Origin of the sequence: Bacillus massilinigeriensis (genome assembly GCF_900117315.1) — a bacterium.
In the GTDB taxonomy this organism is placed as follows: domain Bacteria; phylum Bacillota; class Bacilli; order Bacillales; family Cytobacillaceae; genus Bacillus_BE; species Bacillus_BE massilionigeriensis.
Window position 1 is genome coordinate 4,090,383 of record NZ_LT630337.1, and the last position, 15,505, is coordinate 4,105,887.

At 36.8% G+C, this 15,505-nt stretch carries 14 protein-coding genes and 1 riboswitch; of the genes, 6 read left to right on the forward strand and 8 right to left on the reverse strand.

Features of this window, described 5'->3' with window-relative positions; genetic code table 11:
• Nucleotides 1–5: 5 nt before the first annotated feature.
• From BQ6100_RS20150 to BQ6100_RS20160, 3 genes are all read right to left on the reverse strand, one after another.
• On the reverse strand, nucleotides 6–740 hold the full coding sequence (locus BQ6100_RS20150; protein ID WP_075983310.1) for an amino acid ABC transporter ATP-binding protein: 735 nt from the start codon (nucleotides 738–740) through the stop codon (nucleotides 6–8).
• Between the two features lie 20 nt (nucleotides 741–760).
• Nucleotides 761–1,495: an amino acid ABC transporter permease gene (locus BQ6100_RS20155; RefSeq protein WP_075983311.1), complete on the reverse strand. Its 735-nt coding sequence runs from the start codon at nucleotides 1,493–1,495 to the stop codon at nucleotides 761–763.
• A gap of 86 nt (nucleotides 1,496–1,581) precedes the next feature.
• The gene (locus tag BQ6100_RS20160) at nucleotides 1,582–2,418 is read right to left on the reverse strand and encodes a transporter substrate-binding domain-containing protein (RefSeq protein WP_075983312.1); all 837 of its coding nucleotides are present in this window, start codon (nucleotides 2,416–2,418) and stop codon (nucleotides 1,582–1,584) included.
• A gap of 108 nt (nucleotides 2,419–2,526) precedes the next feature.
• Nucleotides 2,527–2,710: riboswitch (Lysine riboswitch) on the reverse strand.
• A 725-nt stretch (nucleotides 2,711–3,435) separates the two neighbouring features.
• On the opposite strand from BQ6100_RS20160, the gene BQ6100_RS20165 reads away from it, so the two are divergent.
• Together BQ6100_RS20165 and nspC are read left to right on the forward strand one after the other, a co-directional pair.
• On the forward strand, nucleotides 3,436–4,674 hold the full coding sequence (locus BQ6100_RS20165) for a saccharopine dehydrogenase family protein (protein ID WP_075983313.1): 1,239 nt from the start codon (nucleotides 3,436–3,438) through the stop codon (nucleotides 4,672–4,674).
• Nucleotide 4,675: 1 nt separating this feature from the next.
• Nucleotides 4,676–5,803, forward strand: coding sequence for a carboxynorspermidine decarboxylase (nspC, locus tag BQ6100_RS20170; protein ID WP_075983314.1), 1,128 nt, complete (start codon nucleotides 4,676–4,678; stop codon nucleotides 5,801–5,803).
• Nucleotides 5,804–5,866: 63 nt separating this feature from the next.
• Here nspC and BQ6100_RS20175 read toward each other — a convergent pair whose 3' ends face one another.
• Complete coding sequence (locus BQ6100_RS20175) at nucleotides 5,867–6,787, reverse strand: hypothetical protein (RefSeq protein WP_075983315.1); 921 nt, start codon at nucleotides 6,785–6,787, stop codon at nucleotides 5,867–5,869.
• A 358-nt stretch (nucleotides 6,788–7,145) separates the two neighbouring features.
• Between BQ6100_RS20175 and ahpC the strand changes: the two genes are divergently transcribed.
• The 3 genes from ahpC (at nucleotide 7,146) to BQ6100_RS20190 (ending at nucleotide 10,325) form a co-directional block, all read left to right on the forward strand.
• Nucleotides 7,146–7,709: an alkyl hydroperoxide reductase subunit C gene (gene ahpC, locus BQ6100_RS20180; RefSeq protein WP_075983316.1), complete on the forward strand. Its 564-nt coding sequence runs from the start codon at nucleotides 7,146–7,148 to the stop codon at nucleotides 7,707–7,709.
• 13 nt (nucleotides 7,710–7,722) lie between these two features.
• Nucleotides 7,723–9,255 carry an alkyl hydroperoxide reductase subunit F gene (gene ahpF, locus BQ6100_RS20185; protein WP_075983317.1) on the forward strand — a complete coding sequence of 511 codons (1,533 nt, stop codon included), beginning with the start codon at nucleotides 7,723–7,725 and terminating at the stop codon, nucleotides 9,253–9,255.
• A gap of 134 nt (nucleotides 9,256–9,389) precedes the next feature.
• A complete protein-coding gene (locus tag BQ6100_RS20190) occupies nucleotides 9,390–10,325 on the forward strand; it encodes an AEC family transporter (protein ID WP_075983318.1) in 936 nt (311 codons plus the stop codon).
• A gap of 46 nt (nucleotides 10,326–10,371) precedes the next feature.
• Here BQ6100_RS20190 and BQ6100_RS20195 read toward each other — a convergent pair whose 3' ends face one another.
• From BQ6100_RS20195 to BQ6100_RS20200, 3 genes are all read right to left on the reverse strand, one after another.
• On the reverse strand, nucleotides 10,372–11,568 hold the full coding sequence (locus BQ6100_RS20195; protein ID WP_075983319.1) for a class I SAM-dependent rRNA methyltransferase: 1,197 nt from the start codon (nucleotides 11,566–11,568) through the stop codon (nucleotides 10,372–10,374).
• A 242-nt stretch (nucleotides 11,569–11,810) separates the two neighbouring features.
• Nucleotides 11,811–11,945 carry a hypothetical protein gene (locus BQ6100_RS21880; RefSeq protein ID WP_261798584.1) on the reverse strand — a complete coding sequence of 45 codons (135 nt, stop codon included), beginning with the start codon at nucleotides 11,943–11,945 and terminating at the stop codon, nucleotides 11,811–11,813.
• A gap of 411 nt (nucleotides 11,946–12,356) precedes the next feature.
• Complete coding sequence (locus BQ6100_RS20200; RefSeq protein ID WP_075983320.1) at nucleotides 12,357–13,277, reverse strand: MBL fold metallo-hydrolase; 921 nt, start codon at nucleotides 13,275–13,277, stop codon at nucleotides 12,357–12,359.
• A gap of 120 nt (nucleotides 13,278–13,397) precedes the next feature.
• Between BQ6100_RS20200 and BQ6100_RS20205 the strand changes: the two genes are divergently transcribed.
• Complete coding sequence (locus BQ6100_RS20205) at nucleotides 13,398–14,498, forward strand: ArsR/SmtB family transcription factor (protein ID WP_075983321.1); 1,101 nt, start codon at nucleotides 13,398–13,400, stop codon at nucleotides 14,496–14,498.
• Between the two features lie 409 nt (nucleotides 14,499–14,907).
• On the opposite strand, the gene BQ6100_RS20210 is transcribed toward BQ6100_RS20205, so the two are convergent.
• Nucleotides 14,908–15,405 (reverse strand): LURP-one-related/scramblase family protein, encoded by a 498-nt coding sequence (locus BQ6100_RS20210; RefSeq protein WP_075983322.1) that lies wholly within the window; start codon nucleotides 15,403–15,405, stop codon nucleotides 14,908–14,910.
• Nucleotides 15,406–15,505: the final 100 nt, after the last annotated feature.

Below are 15,505 nucleotides of genomic sequence, written 5' to 3' on the forward strand. Positions count from 1 at the left end.
TGTCCCTACTTTAAAGTTCGTTTTAAGAATTCCCTTGTTCGTTCCTGTTTTGGATGATTGAAGATTTGCTCTGGACTTCCTTCCTCTGCAATAACCCCCTTATCCATAAATACAATACGATCTGACACATCACGGGCAAATTCCATTTCATGGGTGACGATTAACATGGTAAGACCCGTTTCCGCGAGTTCCTTCATTACTTTTAAAACCTCTCCAACCATTTCAGGATCAAGGGCTGAAGTTGGTTCATCAAATAACAGTACTTCGGGTTCCATGGATAATGCTCGAGCAATGGCTACCCGCTGTTTTTGGCCACCTGATAATTGGTTTGGTTTGGCGTAAATATATTTATCCATCCCAACCACCTTCAAATACTTCATGGCTACCTTTTCTGCCTCATCCTTGGAGCGCTTCAATACTTTAACCTGTCCAACCACACAATTTTTTAAGACATTATGATTATTAAATAGATTAAACTGCTGGAATACCATCCCAAGTTGTCTTCGATAAGTAAAAATATCATGCTTTTCATCTAATATATTCTCACCATGGTAGATAATTTGACCACCACTTGGCTTTTCTAATAGATTAATACAACGAAGAAGGGTTGATTTCCCGGAGCCAGAGGAGCCAATAATGCTGACTACTTCTCCTTTATGAACGAAAAAATCAATATCCTTTAATACTTCATGCGTTCCAAAGGATTTATTTAAATGCTGAATATCAATTACCTTTTCCATACCTCTCCTCCTTTCTTCCTTTATCTAGCTGGCTGGATTTCCTCTTCATGCATCTTATAATTCTCCGGACCTTCCAGTTTTCTTTCGAAATATAATAATATTCTTGTAACAATAAATGTCATTACAAAATATAAAATACATGCGACAAAAAAAGACTCGAAATATCTAAAATTATTCCCCGCAACGGATTTGGTTAGGAAATACAATTCCGATACGGAGATAACATTAAGAACGGATGTGTCCTTAATATTAATAACAAACTGGTTTCCGGTTGCCGGTAAAATATTTCGAATGACCTGAGGCAAGACAACATTCATCATCGTTTGAAAATGATTCATCCCTATAGCCTGTGCCGCCTCAAATTGGCCTTTATCAACGGAAACAATCCCACCACGGACAATTTCTGCCATATAGGCACCTGTATTAATTGAAACGACAATAACTGCTGCAAGAATCACATTCATATCAATATTAAATGCCAAGGCTGATCCATAATAAATTACCATTGCCTGTACAATCATTGGTGTTCCACGAAAGAACTCGATATAAATAGAAAGAATAATATTAATCAATTTTAGTATAATTTTTTTGATGCCACGTTCAGGTACTGGAATAGTGCGAATAATCCCTGCAACTAATCCAATGACCGCACCTAGAACTGTTCCGATAAGTGAAATATATAGTGTCATACCAGCTCCGCGAAGGAACATCTGCCAGTTATCTGAAATAATCCTTACGATCCAGTCAAAGCTCATCCTTTTCCTCCTAACTTATCAGCAAGAAGCTGTCCCAGGTTGGTTTCTTTGGCACCTTTACTTTTGACAGCTCCTTGTTGGATGTATTATTTTGCCGCAGGCTGATTTTTAATAGCGCCATCCATTATTTCTGTGCGTTCTTCCTCTGAAATACCTTTTAATATTTCATTAATTTTTTCAGTCAATTTACTATCCTTTTCAATCCCAACAGCAATTGACGTATCATCTTCTAATGTTTCAAATCCTTCTTCAAATTCAACCATTGCAAAGTTTTCATTAGCACCAGAGGCACTAACAGCTTCCGGGCGTTCTGATACGTATCCATCAATGATTCCAGATTCAAGTGCTACCCTCATGGCAGGGAAATTATCCATTGCCTTTTGTTTGGAAACTCCTTTTATTTGGTCAATGACTGAATAATGGAATGTATTTAACTGAGCAGTTACCTTTGCTCCTTTGAAATCTTGGATAGAGGTTGCACCTTCGTATTTACCACCCTTTTTAACTACCATTACTAGATTTGATTTATAATAGTTGTCCGAAAAGTCAATGGTCTCTTTACGTTCGGCTGTTGGTGACATCCCAGCAATAATTGCATCAATTTTACCTGAAGTTAAAGCAGGAACAAGACCATCCCATTCCGTTTTAACGATGACTAGTTTTTTACCTAAACCATCCGCAATTCTTTTTGCGATTTCAACATCATATCCACCTGCATATTCAGATGTACCTTCAATTTTTACTCCACCATTTGAATCATCCTTTTGAGTCCAGTTAAATGGAGCATAACCAGCTTCTAGTCCAACTTTAAATGTATCTCCTTCGGATGATGCAGACGCAGAGTCGTTACCTTTCCCACATCCTGCTAATAGAATAACTGCTGAAAGCATGAATACTAATAATAATGATGCCTGTTTTCTCATAATTTTCTTCTCCTCCTCATTTATTTCTAGGTCTCTATACGACAAAAAACGACCTGAGTAAACTCAGGTCGCACTATGTATAGTAGCCCTAAATCCCTCTTTCTTCCCAAATGAGATAGCACAACTTAGTAAACCGGGTAAGATTACTAAGACAGTCCTGCAGCTCTTAACTGCAGACCCAGCAGGTAATACCGAGAATATTACCCACTTCGGCGACATTTCCTTCTCCTTAGCATCTAAGTCTTCTCAAACTCCACTAAGAACTGTTAAATATCGCGCCTCTACCTCACTGTTAAAAAAGTGAGGTTCCATATTAAATTATTATATTAATAAAATTTACAGCATACTAATTAATCTGTCAACTTACAATTTGGAAGATTAATAATGGTAAATATAGGTATATATTTTACGTGATACCTTTTCAATACTCAGAATATTTCATTTAATAATTGAATTATTTTAAATTATTTTTGCTTTTTAAGATTGCTATTTTTTAAAAATGTGATAATATAAAATAGCGTTTATTGGAAAGCTAATATTCAAAATTCTCGAGTCTTTCCAAGCAGATAATTTTGACCACTTCCTGTTAGGGAGTTAAGGCCATACGGACAGCCGGGTCAAATGCCGATTGGCAACTTTAGTTGCCTTATTGATTGAGTTAGAAGCTCAAATTTTATAAGTTGGTTACTTTACAACCAGTGCATATGCACACAACTTGTGAAACGGTCAATAAGAGTGGTAAAAGTGATTATTTGCTATATAGACTCTGAGCCTAAAAGATATATTTTGAATATTAAAGAGCTTTCTACCAAACCAGTTTTGGTAGACGTATACATATGACTTTGTCATGGACGTTTATACTTTTTTAATATGCATATTTATATCTAAAGCAAGTGTTGTGCGCGATTTGGCGTTTTGCACTTGCTTTTTTTGTTGTAAAAATTTCTTTTGGGGTTGCTTGCTTGAGCTATGAAATCCCTCTGCTTTACAAAATTTATTAAGTTGGGAGATATGAGAATGGGAAAAGCACTAATTATCGGTTGTGGTGGCGTAGCGTCAGTGGCTATCCACAAATGTGTTCAAAATAGTGAGGTTTTTGAAGAAATTTGTATTGCTAGTCGAACAAAGTCTAAATGCGATGCATTAAAGGAAAAGCTTGACGGTGGAAAAACAAAGATTACCACTGCACAGGTTGATGCAAATCATGTGGATGAGTTAATTGCATTAATCGAAGAAGTAAAACCAGATATCGTTATGAACCTAGCTTTACCATATCAAGATCTAACAATTATGGATGCCTGTCTTGCAACGAAAACAAATTATTTAGATACAGCAAACTATGAACCAGAAGATACGGCAAAATTCGAATACAAATGGCAGTGGGAATATCGCGAGCGTTTTGAAAAAGCTGGTATTACAGCTCTTTTAGGAAGTGGCTTTGACCCAGGCGTAACAGGTGTATTTTCTGCTTATGCTTTAAAACATTATTTTGATGAGATTGAATACATTGATATCCTTGACTGTAATGCAGGCGACCATGGCTATCCATTCGCGACAAATTTCAACCCTGAAATCAATATCCGAGAGGTTTCGGCTAACGGTAGATACTGGGAAAATGGCGAATGGATTGAAACAAAACCTATGGAGATCAAACGCGTTTACAACTTCCCTGAAATAGGCGAGAAAGACATGTATTTGTTATACCATGAAGAGCTAGAATCTCTTGCTGAAAATATTCCAGGGCTTAAGCGTATCCGTTTCTTTATGACCTTTGGCCAAAGCTACCTAACTCATTTAAAATGTCTTGAAAATGTTGGAATGACGTCTATTGAGCCAATTGAGTTCGAAGGGAAGCAAATTATTCCGCTTCAATTCTTGAAGGCTGTTTTACCAGACCCAGCATCTCTTGGACCCCGCACAAAAGGAAAAACAAATATCGGTTGTATTTTCAAAGGGAAAAAGGACGGAAAAGAAAAAACATATTATGTATACAATGTTTGTGACCATGAAGAATGTTACAGAGAAGTGGGTTCACAAGCGGTTTCATATACGACCGGAGTACCAGCAATGATTGGTGCGATGCTAATGATGAATGGAACTTGGAATAAGCCAGGCGTTTACAATATTGAAGAATTTGATCCAGATCCATTCATGGACGCATTAAATAAATGGGGACTTCCATGGAAAGAAAGCTTCAACCCTGAGCTTGTTGATTCAGAATTCATCAAAGAAAAAGAGCCGGAGTTAGTTCGATAAGATGCGTTTTGAAGAATTACCAACACCTTGTTATGTAGTAGATGAGGGGCTATTGGAAAGAAATCTTAAAATCCTGAACGGAGTCATGGAACGAACAGGTGCAAGAATTATATTAGCCCAAAAGGCATTTTCAATGTATACGTTATATCCGCTAATCGGTGAATATTTAAGCGGTACAGCTGCAAGCGGCCTTTATGAGGCACGACTTGGCTATGAGGAGATGGGCAAAGAAAATCATGTCTTTGCCCCTGCCTACCGTGAGGATGAAATAGATGAAATCATCTCTTATTGTGATCATATTATCTTTAATTCCTTTTCACAGGTTGGGAAATTTCGCGATAAAGTTTTAAAAGCAGGGAAAAAAATGGGCCTACGTATTAACCCTGAATGTTCCACACAGGTTGGACATGATATTTATAATCCTTGTGCAGTTGGATCAAGGTTCGGTGTAACAATCGAACACTTTCAGCCAGAATTACTAGAAGGAATATCTGGACTCCATTTCCATACGCTCTGTCAACAAAACTCTGATGACCTAGCAAAGACACTGGATGCAGTGGAAGAAAAGTTTGGGCCTTGGCTTTCCAAGATGGAATGGATTAACTTTGGTGGAGGTCATCATATTACAAGGGAAGATTATGATATCCCCTTGCTAGAAGCTTGTATCAAGAGAATGCAAGATAAATATGGTTTAAAGGTTTATCTTGAGCCAGGGGAAGCTGTTGCCTTGAATGCGGGATATCTTATTACTACCGTACTTGATACGCTAGAAAACGGAATGGATATTGCTATTCTTGATACCTCAGCATCCTGCCATATGCCAGATGTTTTAGAAATGCCTTATCGACCACCACTTTTTGGCTCAGGGGAAGCGGGGGAAAAACCATTTACTTATCGTCTTGGTGGACAAACATGTCTTTCAGGGGATACGATAGGGGACTATTCCTTTGACAAGCCTTTAGAAAGTGGGGACCGCCTTGTCTTTGGGGATATGGCCATCTATACAATGGTGAAAAATACTACCTTTAACGGTATGCCATTACCAGCCATTGCTGTGAAAGCTAAAGATGGGGATTGTCATATTGTACACGAATTTGGCTATCAGGATTTTAAGGTGAGACTGGCATAATAGATTAAAAAGGTGTAGAGATATTTTTATCAAATAATCCTCTACACCTTTTTATTATATGAATTATTTTTTAACCACTTTTACATATTTACTAACACTCACATACTTTTCGGGGATATGCCATGTCCATACTTCAAGCTTCGTACCTACTTTTTGCTTTCCTATCTTCGCTTTAAAGTAACCTTTACCATCAGTCTTAACATGAGCAATCCTTTTATTACTCTTATAAACAGATATCCATGTATTTTTTACCGATTTCCCAGTTAAATAACTACTACTGGACTTAATTTTATTTACACTCAAAGGGATTTTTTTATAATCCTTAACCGTAATATATGTAGTTGTTGTATTTCCTGCAAAGTCTATTGCAGTCACTTTATATTTTCCATTTTTCCCTACAGTTAACTGCGTTTGTGCCCCTGTTGTGTAGCCTATCTCACTACTTGGTAGATTAAGCATATCATCCTCGAATGTATGTTTTTCTCCATTAGGTAAAATAATCGTTGCAATTCCTGATATTTTATCCGAAGTATCAATGACTACCTCATACTTACCTGTCCCTTGCTCCAATTTTGATCTAAGGTATTTAATCGTTGGTTTTTCCCTATCAATATTATTTATTTTTATCTCAACAAATTTTGAATTAATATAAAATGAGCTTGGGTCCATTTCTGCTGATTTATCAACAACAATGAAGCTGTAGTACCCATTTTCAGTTACATTCATTGTTATTTTATTGTCTCTTATTAATTCTCCATTTGCGGTTTTGTATAAATAGCTATTCCCATTATTATAGTTAGAAGCATCAATTGTGATCGTAACTGGTTTATTTGTAAGCTTTTTGTTGCTAATAGTTATTTTTGCATTTACATCATTAGCTACTATTTCCGGTGAGTATCCTTTGGCAAAGATATCTTGTGGACTAAAGAAAATGACCACTGTAAATAAAGCCATCGTAAATAATATTTTGATAAAATCTTTCATTATGCCTCTTCTCCCTATTTCTTGATGTAATTTATCAATACTTTCTACTATCTTATATTATTAATAACATACTATTTCCCTAATAACCATAACTAAAAGGGAAAGATTCTCAGCAGGTCTCTTTTCTTAGTCATCCTACCAGTTCATTTCCATACCGTGGTATCAAATTTCAAAAAAGGGGAGATGATATATAACTGTGAAATATTTTTAAAAAAGTGAATAATATTCTTGACAAAACAATCAATTCTATATAATAATTAGTATAGATTTAGAATTATTATTATTAAATAAGTTTTTGACTTCGGTCATAAACTTTCTATTAAATTTTTCAAAACCAAATCTAGGAGGAAGATTAATTATGTCACTTATCGGAACAGATGTACTACCTTTTAAAGCACAAGCGTATAAAAATGGAGAATTTGTTGAAGTTACTGAACAAACTTTCAAAGGTCAATGGAGCGTAGTTTGCTTCTATCCAGCAGACTTTACATTCGTGTGCCCAACTGAGCTTGAAGACTTACAAAACAACTATGAAGAATTAAAATCTCTTGGAGTTGAAGTATATTCTGTATCAACTGATACTCATTTCACACATAAAGCATGGCATGATACATCAGATACAATCGGAAAAATTACTTATACGATGATTGGCGACCCTGCACATACAATTAGCCGCAATTTTGATGTTTTAATCGAAGAAGACGGACAAGCTGATCGTGGTACTTTTATCATTGATCCAGATGGCGTTATTCAAGCACTTGAAATTAACGCAGGTGGCATCGGCCGTGATGCAAGCATACTTATCAACAAAATTAAAGCAGCTCAATATGTTCGCAATAACCCAGGTGAAGTTTGCCCAGCTAAATGGCAAGAAGGTTCAGAAACACTTAAGCCAAGCCTTGACCTTGTTGGTAAAATTTAAGGAGTGCGTTTAAATGTTATTAGATGCAGAGATTAAAGCACAGTTAGCCCAATATCTTCAATTGATGGAGGGCGATGTCCTGCTAAAGGTTAGCGAGGGAACGGGAGACGTATCACGTGACATGCTGCTATTAGTAGATGAATTAGCCACGATGTCACCTATTCATATTAAGGTTGAGAAAACAAAATTAGAGAGATCACCAAGCTTTAGTGTCAATCGGATTGGGGAAGACACTGGAATCACCTTTGCTGGTGTTCCTCTAGGACATGAATTTACCTCCTTAGTACTAGCTCTACTACAGGTTAGTGGAAGGGCGCCTAAGGCAGATCAAAAGGTTATTGATCAAATTAAGGGGATTAAGGGTGAATTTCATTTTGAGACATACGTTAGCCTAAGCTGCCACAACTGTCCGGATGTTGTACAAGCATTGAACTTGATGAGTGTTCTCAATCCCAGCATTAGCCACACTATGATTGACGGCGCGGCGTTCAAAGAAGAAGTTGAAGGAAAGAACATCATGGCGGTGCCAACGGTATTCCTAAATGGAGAACCATTCGGAAGTGGCCGGATGTCACTTGAAGAGATTCTTTCTAAGATGGGCAATGCTCCAGATGCATCTGATTTTGCTGATAAAGAACCATTCGATGTGCTTGTTGTTGGGGGAGGTCCAGCTGGTGCTAGTGCAGCCATTTATGCAGCACGTAAAGGGATTCGTACAGGAATTGTTGCGGAACGCTTTGGCGGCCAGATTATGGATACACTGGGCATCGAGAACTTTATCAGTGTGAAGTATACAGAGGGTCCTAAGCTCGCTGCAAGCCTTGAAGAACATGTAAAAGAGTACAATGTTGATATCATGAATTTACAGCGTGCTAAAGGAATCCAAAAGAAAGATCTCGTCGAAGTTGAGCTTGAGAACGGCGCTGTATTAAAGAGTAAAACAGTGATCCTTTCAACTGGTGCACGTTGGCGTAATGTCGGTGTACCAGGAGAAGCTGAGTTTAAAAATAAAGGTGTAGCCTACTGTCCACATTGTGATGGTCCACTGTTTGAGGGGAAACATGTGGCTGTTATTGGCGGAGGCAACTCTGGTATTGAGGCAGCGATTGATCTTGCAGGAATTGTGAAACATGTTACTGTTCTTGAATTCTTGCCTGAGTTAAAGGCAGATTCTGTACTTCAAGAACGTCTTTACAGCCTTCCTAACGTCACAGTCGTTAAGAACGCTCAAACTAAAGAAATTACTGGTACGGATAAGGTAAATGGCATTACCTACATTGATCGTGAATCAGGGGAAGAGCATCATATCGAATTAGCGGGGGTATTCGTTCAAATCGGTCTTGTACCTAATACAGATTGGTTAGGGGACACAATTGAACGTAATCGCATGGGAGAAATTGTTATAGATAAGAACGGAGCTACAAGTATTCCTGGTGTATTTGCTGCAGGTGACTGTACAAATAGTCCATATAAACAGATTATTATTTCTATGGGGTCAGGTGCGACTGCTGCATTAGGAGCATTTGATTACCTAATCCGAAATTAATACACATTAAAGTGAAAGCCACTAAGCTATCCCAATGGTAGCCAAGTGGCTTTCTTTCGTTTTCATGCCAATGGAATTATTCAATTAACCGTCCCTTCATCTACCTCATAATGTAGATAAGGAGGGGATTACTCATGTATTCAGCAGCAGCGTTTTTTCAGGAAATGTTGGTCCTTTACGGTATGGCGATATTAGGATTCTTCGTGAGAAAAAAGGGGGTTCTAAATGAGAATGCTTGCGACGTAATCACACAACTTGTATTAAATATATCCTTGCCTGCTCTAATTTTATACTCCTTAGATACTGACTTTTCTTTTACCATTGCGAAGGATTTTTTATGGCTTGTCTCAATGTCCATTTATATGCTTACATTATCGACATTTCTAGCCTTATGGATGGGAAGGCATTCCAAGCTTCCAGCAGGTCAAAAAAGTGTTTATGAAGGAATAATCATCTTTGGCAATCAAGGATTTATTGGTTATGCTGTCAGCTTTATTTTGATGAAAGAACAAGGTATTGTTTATTTAACGATGTTTAATTTATGTTATTTAATTCTCATTTGGACATATGGAATCTATCTATTTAGTAAAAACAAAGCAACAATTAACTGGAAAAACATATTCTTAAATCCAGGGATCATTTCCACGATAACCGGTCTAATCCTATTATTTCTTCCATTTAGCTTGCCCGAGTCGATATCCAGAGGGCTGGAGAGCGTAGGTAAAATGACCATTCCACTTTCTATGATGATGATTGGAATCTTAATTGCAAATGTTGATATGAAGCATTTTTTGAAAACGATAAGAAATAAATATTTATGGAACTCAGCAGCAGCAAAGCTTATTATCATTCCTCTACTATTACTACCCTTTGCTGCCTTTTCCGTTCCTTACCCATTACTTGTTATTGCCGTTATCATTTCTGGAATGCCTTCTGCACCAACAATCTCTTTTTTTGCACAAAAATATGGTGCAGATTCTTATTTTGCATCATTAGGTGTTCTATTAACGACATTCCTCTGTATTATTACAATTCCATTTCTTTTGGTAGTAGTCAATTTATTAAAATAAGAGCCTTTTATCTAGGCTGCTGTTGGTTAAATTCCCGTTATTGCAGCTATTTATTCTTTTGGATAAACACTACTTTTAAATAATTGCCCTCTTTATATTCTTTTATCGTTCTAAAATCAGAGGGTAATGAAAATTCTTCCTTTATGCTATACTTCTCGTTTGATTCCTTAAAGGCCTGATCGATAAATCCTTTGAATTTTTTCATATCAAACGTTGCACAGTTTGTTGAGGCTACAATTACCCCATTATCCTCTGTTATGGCAATAGCTTCTTTTAAGAGATTTTTATAGTCCTTCGCAGCACTAAAGGTGTATTTCTTAGACCTCGCAAAGCTGGGGGGATCGAGAATGACTAGGTCAAAGGTTTTCTTTTTCTTTCCTGCATATTTAAAATATTGAAACACATCTTCAACGATTATCTCGTGACTTTCATAATCTATTCCATTCACACTAAACTGCTCAATGGTCTTAGCTCGACTACGATTAGCAAGATCTACACTTGTTGTCATAGTGGCCCCACCTAATGCAGCAAAAATGGAAAATGCACCCGTATAGGAAAAGGTATTTAACACTTTTTTCCCTTTGGCATATCGATCAAGAATGGTTTTTCTCACATCCCGCTGGTCAAGGAATACTCCTACCATTGCGCCGTCGTTTAAGTATACGGCTAAATGAACACCATTTTCCTTTACAATGATCGGGAATTGTCCTCTTTCACCATCAACGAATCCATCCTCTTCGATATAATGACCACCAATATCAAAACGTTTCTTCTGATAAATGGCTCGATATTCAACTAACTCTTTTAGCGAATCAATCACATAATCATAAAAAGTGTAAATTCCCTCGCTATACCAGTTAATTAAATAGTAACCGTCAAAATAATCAATCGTTAAACCACCAATCCCGTCTCCTTCAGCATTAAAGACGCGAAATGCGTTAGTTTCTTTACTCTTAAAGAACGGCTTTCTTTTATTAAATGCCTCTTGAAGTTTCCTTTTGAAAAACAATTGATCAATTTCTTCATTTTCTTTATGTGTCAAAATCCAGCCGTAGCCTTTATTTTGTTTTCCAATATAACCTTTTCCAATAAATCGGTTCTTTTCATCTGTAAGCTCAACTAGCATCCCTTCTTTTGTTAAGTCACTCATATGATGAACGGCTTCTTTAAGGATGAGGGGATAACCAGCTCGATAGTTTTTCTCAAATTTTGATTTTACCTGTAACATAACTTGTGTCTGCATATACACCATCCATATCTTCTTAGATTACCTACTCTAATTATTATTTCCTTTTTTTAGAAGTTAAAAATGGTCTATAACAGATTCTAAAGAAAAAGGAGTGTCCCATGATAGACACTCCTTTAAATATATAGTAATTGAAGGGAATTCTCCAATTTTTTTATAGGAGGGGAGGTATATTTCTCAGGAGGGTACCAGGGGTGGGAGAAGGAATTTCTGAGTTAAATGTACTCCTTCTTGCCTAATCAAGATAAATGAACTGGAAGCGGTCTGTCCAGAACTATTCCATCCTGTTCCTTTATCCCCTTTATGGAAACCTCGGCAATAAATCGGTTGATCCTTTTGTTCAGCCGTCCGTGTACAATTGTTCCATACTTCATGTCTTCACTTCCATACATACTTTATCTTCATTATATCTGATTAGATCGAAAACTTATTAAGAGTAAGAGTAAGCATGGTTTTCTTAACTGGCCTCTCCATTCTCAAGTTTGGTTCAAAATTTTAGCAAAAAATAAAGCTCTCTTTCTAGAGCCTTATCAATAATAATTGGTGTTAAACCTGACTGATTAATAATTTTTGTCTTTCATTAACTCGATAGGAGACAATTCTTTTGCCTGGTTCACGGTTTTGTCCTTCATTATCTCGATGAGAGACACTTCCTCCGCCTGGTCAAAGAATTTTGCTCTTCATAATTCCTATGAAGGACATTCCACTCACCTGGAAGCCAATCTTTGTCATCCTATCCCCGATGAAAAGCATTCAATAATAATCAAATGCAATTTTCTCCCCCATTACTTTCTCCTAGTTAACAAATCCCTAAAATGCTCAAGGTTCTGACGATAAATCTCGGGTGATGACCATTTTTGATATTTATCGGGTATTGAGATTTCCTCTATATTATTTGATGATAAAGCCAAACCGCCAATATGCTCGATATAATCTATTAATCTCAAAATGTCTTTTTTTGTGCCAACTTGACCGTGACCTGGAACAGCTTTATTAAAGTCAATTCCTTCAACAGCTTTTAAAATGTGGGTCCATTGATTGGGATTGGTTTCTTCAAAAAATGAAGGATGGGCCTCAACAAAAAGTAAATCTCCCATAAATATTACCTTTTCTTCCGGAACAAATAGCATGGCATCACAATAGGAATGACCTCCTCCTAAGGTAAACAGTTTTGCATTTCTTTCTGTGCCTTTAAATGTTACTTCCTTCTTGAATGTTTGCTTTGGCAATGTTAATTCTAAAATAGCCAATGAGCTTTCCACTTCACTTAGGAAACTAATTTTTTGTTCAATCCCTCTATCATTATTTATTTGTTTTTTTAAAGAGTTAATGTATTTTGTAAGCTCTTTAATCCCCTGTTTTTGCTTCGCGATTCTTGTTGGGTGGATTTCCTGCATTTTTTCATAAGTAGTTTGACTGGAAATTATGGTGCTTTCCGTAAAAATCTGATTGCCACGAATATGGTCACCATGGTAATGGCTATTTACTACCCATGTTATTGGAGAGGATGTTTCCCTTTTCACGGCCCTTTTTAAATCTTCAGCGGCCTGGGGTGTATTAAATGTATCAAAGACAATGGTTTGATTACCGAGATCAATAAATCCCGCATTACCTACCGAACCGCCACTCTCTTTTGCGATAGCTGCATAAACCCCATTACTTACCTTTTCTAATTGAAAATGTTTACTATAGAATTCACCGACCATCTAATTTCTCCCCTCCCATTTAAAATTCGTTGGATTGTTTATTAATGCCATTATATAATGGAAATAGTTGTAAGAATACTTATTGAGTAAAGAGTAAATCAGTTGGGGGTAGGGATAATAATGTCATTTTCCTTGTATATTTCAGAGCTTTCACCTGAACAAGTATCCTTTGGCTACTCAGCCGCCCATGAAACGATTATAGCCCTTCATGTATTCCACGATTGTAAACACCATCCCCTCCATATCCCATGGGTAATAAATGCCCGAAGGAAAATCCATTCAACCTTAAAACAAGAAATAGCGGCCTTTAGCTTTTTATATAAAAGACCCTTGGTGACGTTTTGGTCTCTACAGGGGAATTCTGCCTTTCAATCTTTTGAAGATGGACTAAATGAACTTAGCTCAAGTTCTGTCGATTTTTTCTGCAATACAATTGTGGAAACCATTTTAAATCAAAGAGGGACAACAACTAATTTCCGTAATAATCAGCAGCTGCAACAAGATTTTATTGGTTTTGCATGTAATCGTTATCCAGAATCAAGGGAAGTAATTCATGCCTTGTCAAAAAATCCAGAGTTAGTTCTGCAACGGTTTATTAACATGCTAGAGGATTTCTGGAGGATCTGTGTAAAAAATGACTGGAATATGATTGAAGAGCTTTTTTTAAAGGATATTGCGCTCCGCGGAAAGAAACTTTTGAAGGAGGGACCTTTACAGTTGTTGGGGAGCCTCTCGCAAGAAATTGATGGGGATCCAAATGAAAAAAGGGCTGTTATTAGAAGAATTTCAAAAGTGGATATTTATTTTGACAAAGAGGATGAATTACTTTTAACCCCTACCTATTTTGCGTGGCCACATTTATTTGTCAATCTCCATCATACTGTAGGAATAAATTACTCCATTTTGGAGAACCAGCAGGAGGCAGCGAGGCCTATGCCACCGGAGGATTTACTTAAGTTCTTTCGTTCATTGGGGGATTTAAGTCGGCTTCAGATTGTTAAATATCTGGCGCAAAGGCCACGATCGACAAGAGAGCTGGCAGGATTAATGGGAATGACAGAAGGTGCAATATCTAAACACATTAAACTACTTAAGGATGCAGGATTAATAGCTTCGAAGCGTGATAGTTATTATGTATTTTATCATTTGCTGGATAATCCCTTTCATGATTTCCCCCTAGGCTTGTCAGAATATATTAAAGGGTATGACTCAATCCTGTAAATTGATAATTTTTTAACAGAGTACACCCCGCTAGTAAAAGTAGAAGTAATGTTCAATGGGGTTTACGTTGGCTATTTTCCAATAAATAACTTACATGCTTTTTTGTAGAACAGATTGGTTACGAGGTACCTAAAAAAATGACTAGCTTCTTATCCACCTTAGAAGCTAGCCGTTTTTTATTTCTATTCATTAATATATTTTTCATTCGGCTTGAGTAAGATTGCTATCATCCAAATAAGTGTATTTAGATATTCGTACGTATTACCTTCATTCATTAATATTGCTAATCCCGGTTAATATGACCATGACCTTGTTGCATAAATACCTATCCTTCTCCTTTTATACTAATTCATAAGGTTTCAGATGGAAAGGAAGATTACGCAATATTTAAAGATGAATCACTCCTTTGTTACATCGTCGCTGCAGAGGAAGCAGCTGATTCGTCAGCCTTAACACAATCAATTGCGATAACAATTGCAATAATGATGGCCTCCAGCTCCTCTTTCAATATTTGAACCTTGTAGCTATCGCCCCAAGTAAACCACTCCTTGCTCACTTTCCCCACGACTTTACCATGCTGTAACACCTGAAAATCCATATCCCACCAATTGCCCTTTACTTCAATGTCTGCCGCATCAATTTTATAGCGTGCCTTTAAGAAGGAAAATTCCTTCTTTATCGTTAACACCTCTTGACCATTCACCTCAACAAAAAACTTAGGTAAAAAGCTGAAGGTCTTTTTCGTGATGATTGCAACTTCTTCTCTTCTTGGATTCATTATTGAGAAAGTCTTTGGGATTTTCATAAAACTCCCCTCTACATAATAAACGTCCTTTTCCTGCTGATTCTTTACCGTAAATTTTCCGCTTAGGCTAAAAACCTTCTGCTTAATATAAAGTTCCTTCATAACCACACGCTCCTCCATTGATGTATTATGTATATTTATTAAAAATATTTATTATACTTTTTAAAATAAAAACCGCTTGAAGATAAAACTTTTTCGAAGG

Coding starts and splice junctions, on each gene's coding strand:
- BQ6100_RS20190 (WP_075983318.1), top strand. CDS start 9,390: ATGTATTCAGCAGCAGCGTTTTTTCAGGAAATGTTGGTCCTTTACGGT.
- BQ6100_RS20155 (WP_075983311.1), bottom strand. CDS start 1,495: ATGAGCTTTGACTGGATCGTAAGGATTATTTCAGATAACTGGCAGATG.
- BQ6100_RS20195 (WP_075983319.1), bottom strand. CDS start 11,568: ATGCAGACACAAGTTATGTTACAGGTAAAATCAAAATTTGAGAAAAAC.
- ahpF (WP_075983317.1), top strand. CDS start 7,723: ATGTTATTAGATGCAGAGATTAAAGCACAGTTAGCCCAATATCTTCAA.
- BQ6100_RS20150 (WP_075983310.1), bottom strand. CDS start 740: ATGGAAAAGGTAATTGATATTCAGCATTTAAATAAATCCTTTGGAACG.
- BQ6100_RS20175 (WP_075983315.1), bottom strand. CDS start 6,787: ATGAAAGATTTTATCAAAATATTATTTACGATGGCTTTATTTACAGTG.
- BQ6100_RS20200 (WP_075983320.1), bottom strand. CDS start 13,277: ATGGTCGGTGAATTCTATAGTAAACATTTTCAATTAGAAAAGGTAAGT.
- BQ6100_RS21880 (WP_261798584.1), bottom strand. CDS start 11,945: ATGAAGTATGGAACAATTGTACACGGACGGCTGAACAAAAGGATCAAC.
- BQ6100_RS20160 (WP_075983312.1), bottom strand. CDS start 2,418: ATGAGAAAACAGGCATCATTATTATTAGTATTCATGCTTTCAGCAGTT.
- BQ6100_RS20165 (WP_075983313.1), top strand. CDS start 3,436: ATGGGAAAAGCACTAATTATCGGTTGTGGTGGCGTAGCGTCAGTGGCT.
- nspC (WP_075983314.1), top strand. CDS start 4,676: ATGCGTTTTGAAGAATTACCAACACCTTGTTATGTAGTAGATGAGGGG.
- BQ6100_RS20210 (WP_075983322.1), bottom strand. CDS start 15,405: ATGAAGGAACTTTATATTAAGCAGAAGGTTTTTAGCCTAAGCGGAAAA.
- ahpC (WP_075983316.1), top strand. CDS start 7,146: ATGTCACTTATCGGAACAGATGTACTACCTTTTAAAGCACAAGCGTAT.
- BQ6100_RS20205 (WP_075983321.1), top strand. CDS start 13,398: ATGTCATTTTCCTTGTATATTTCAGAGCTTTCACCTGAACAAGTATCC.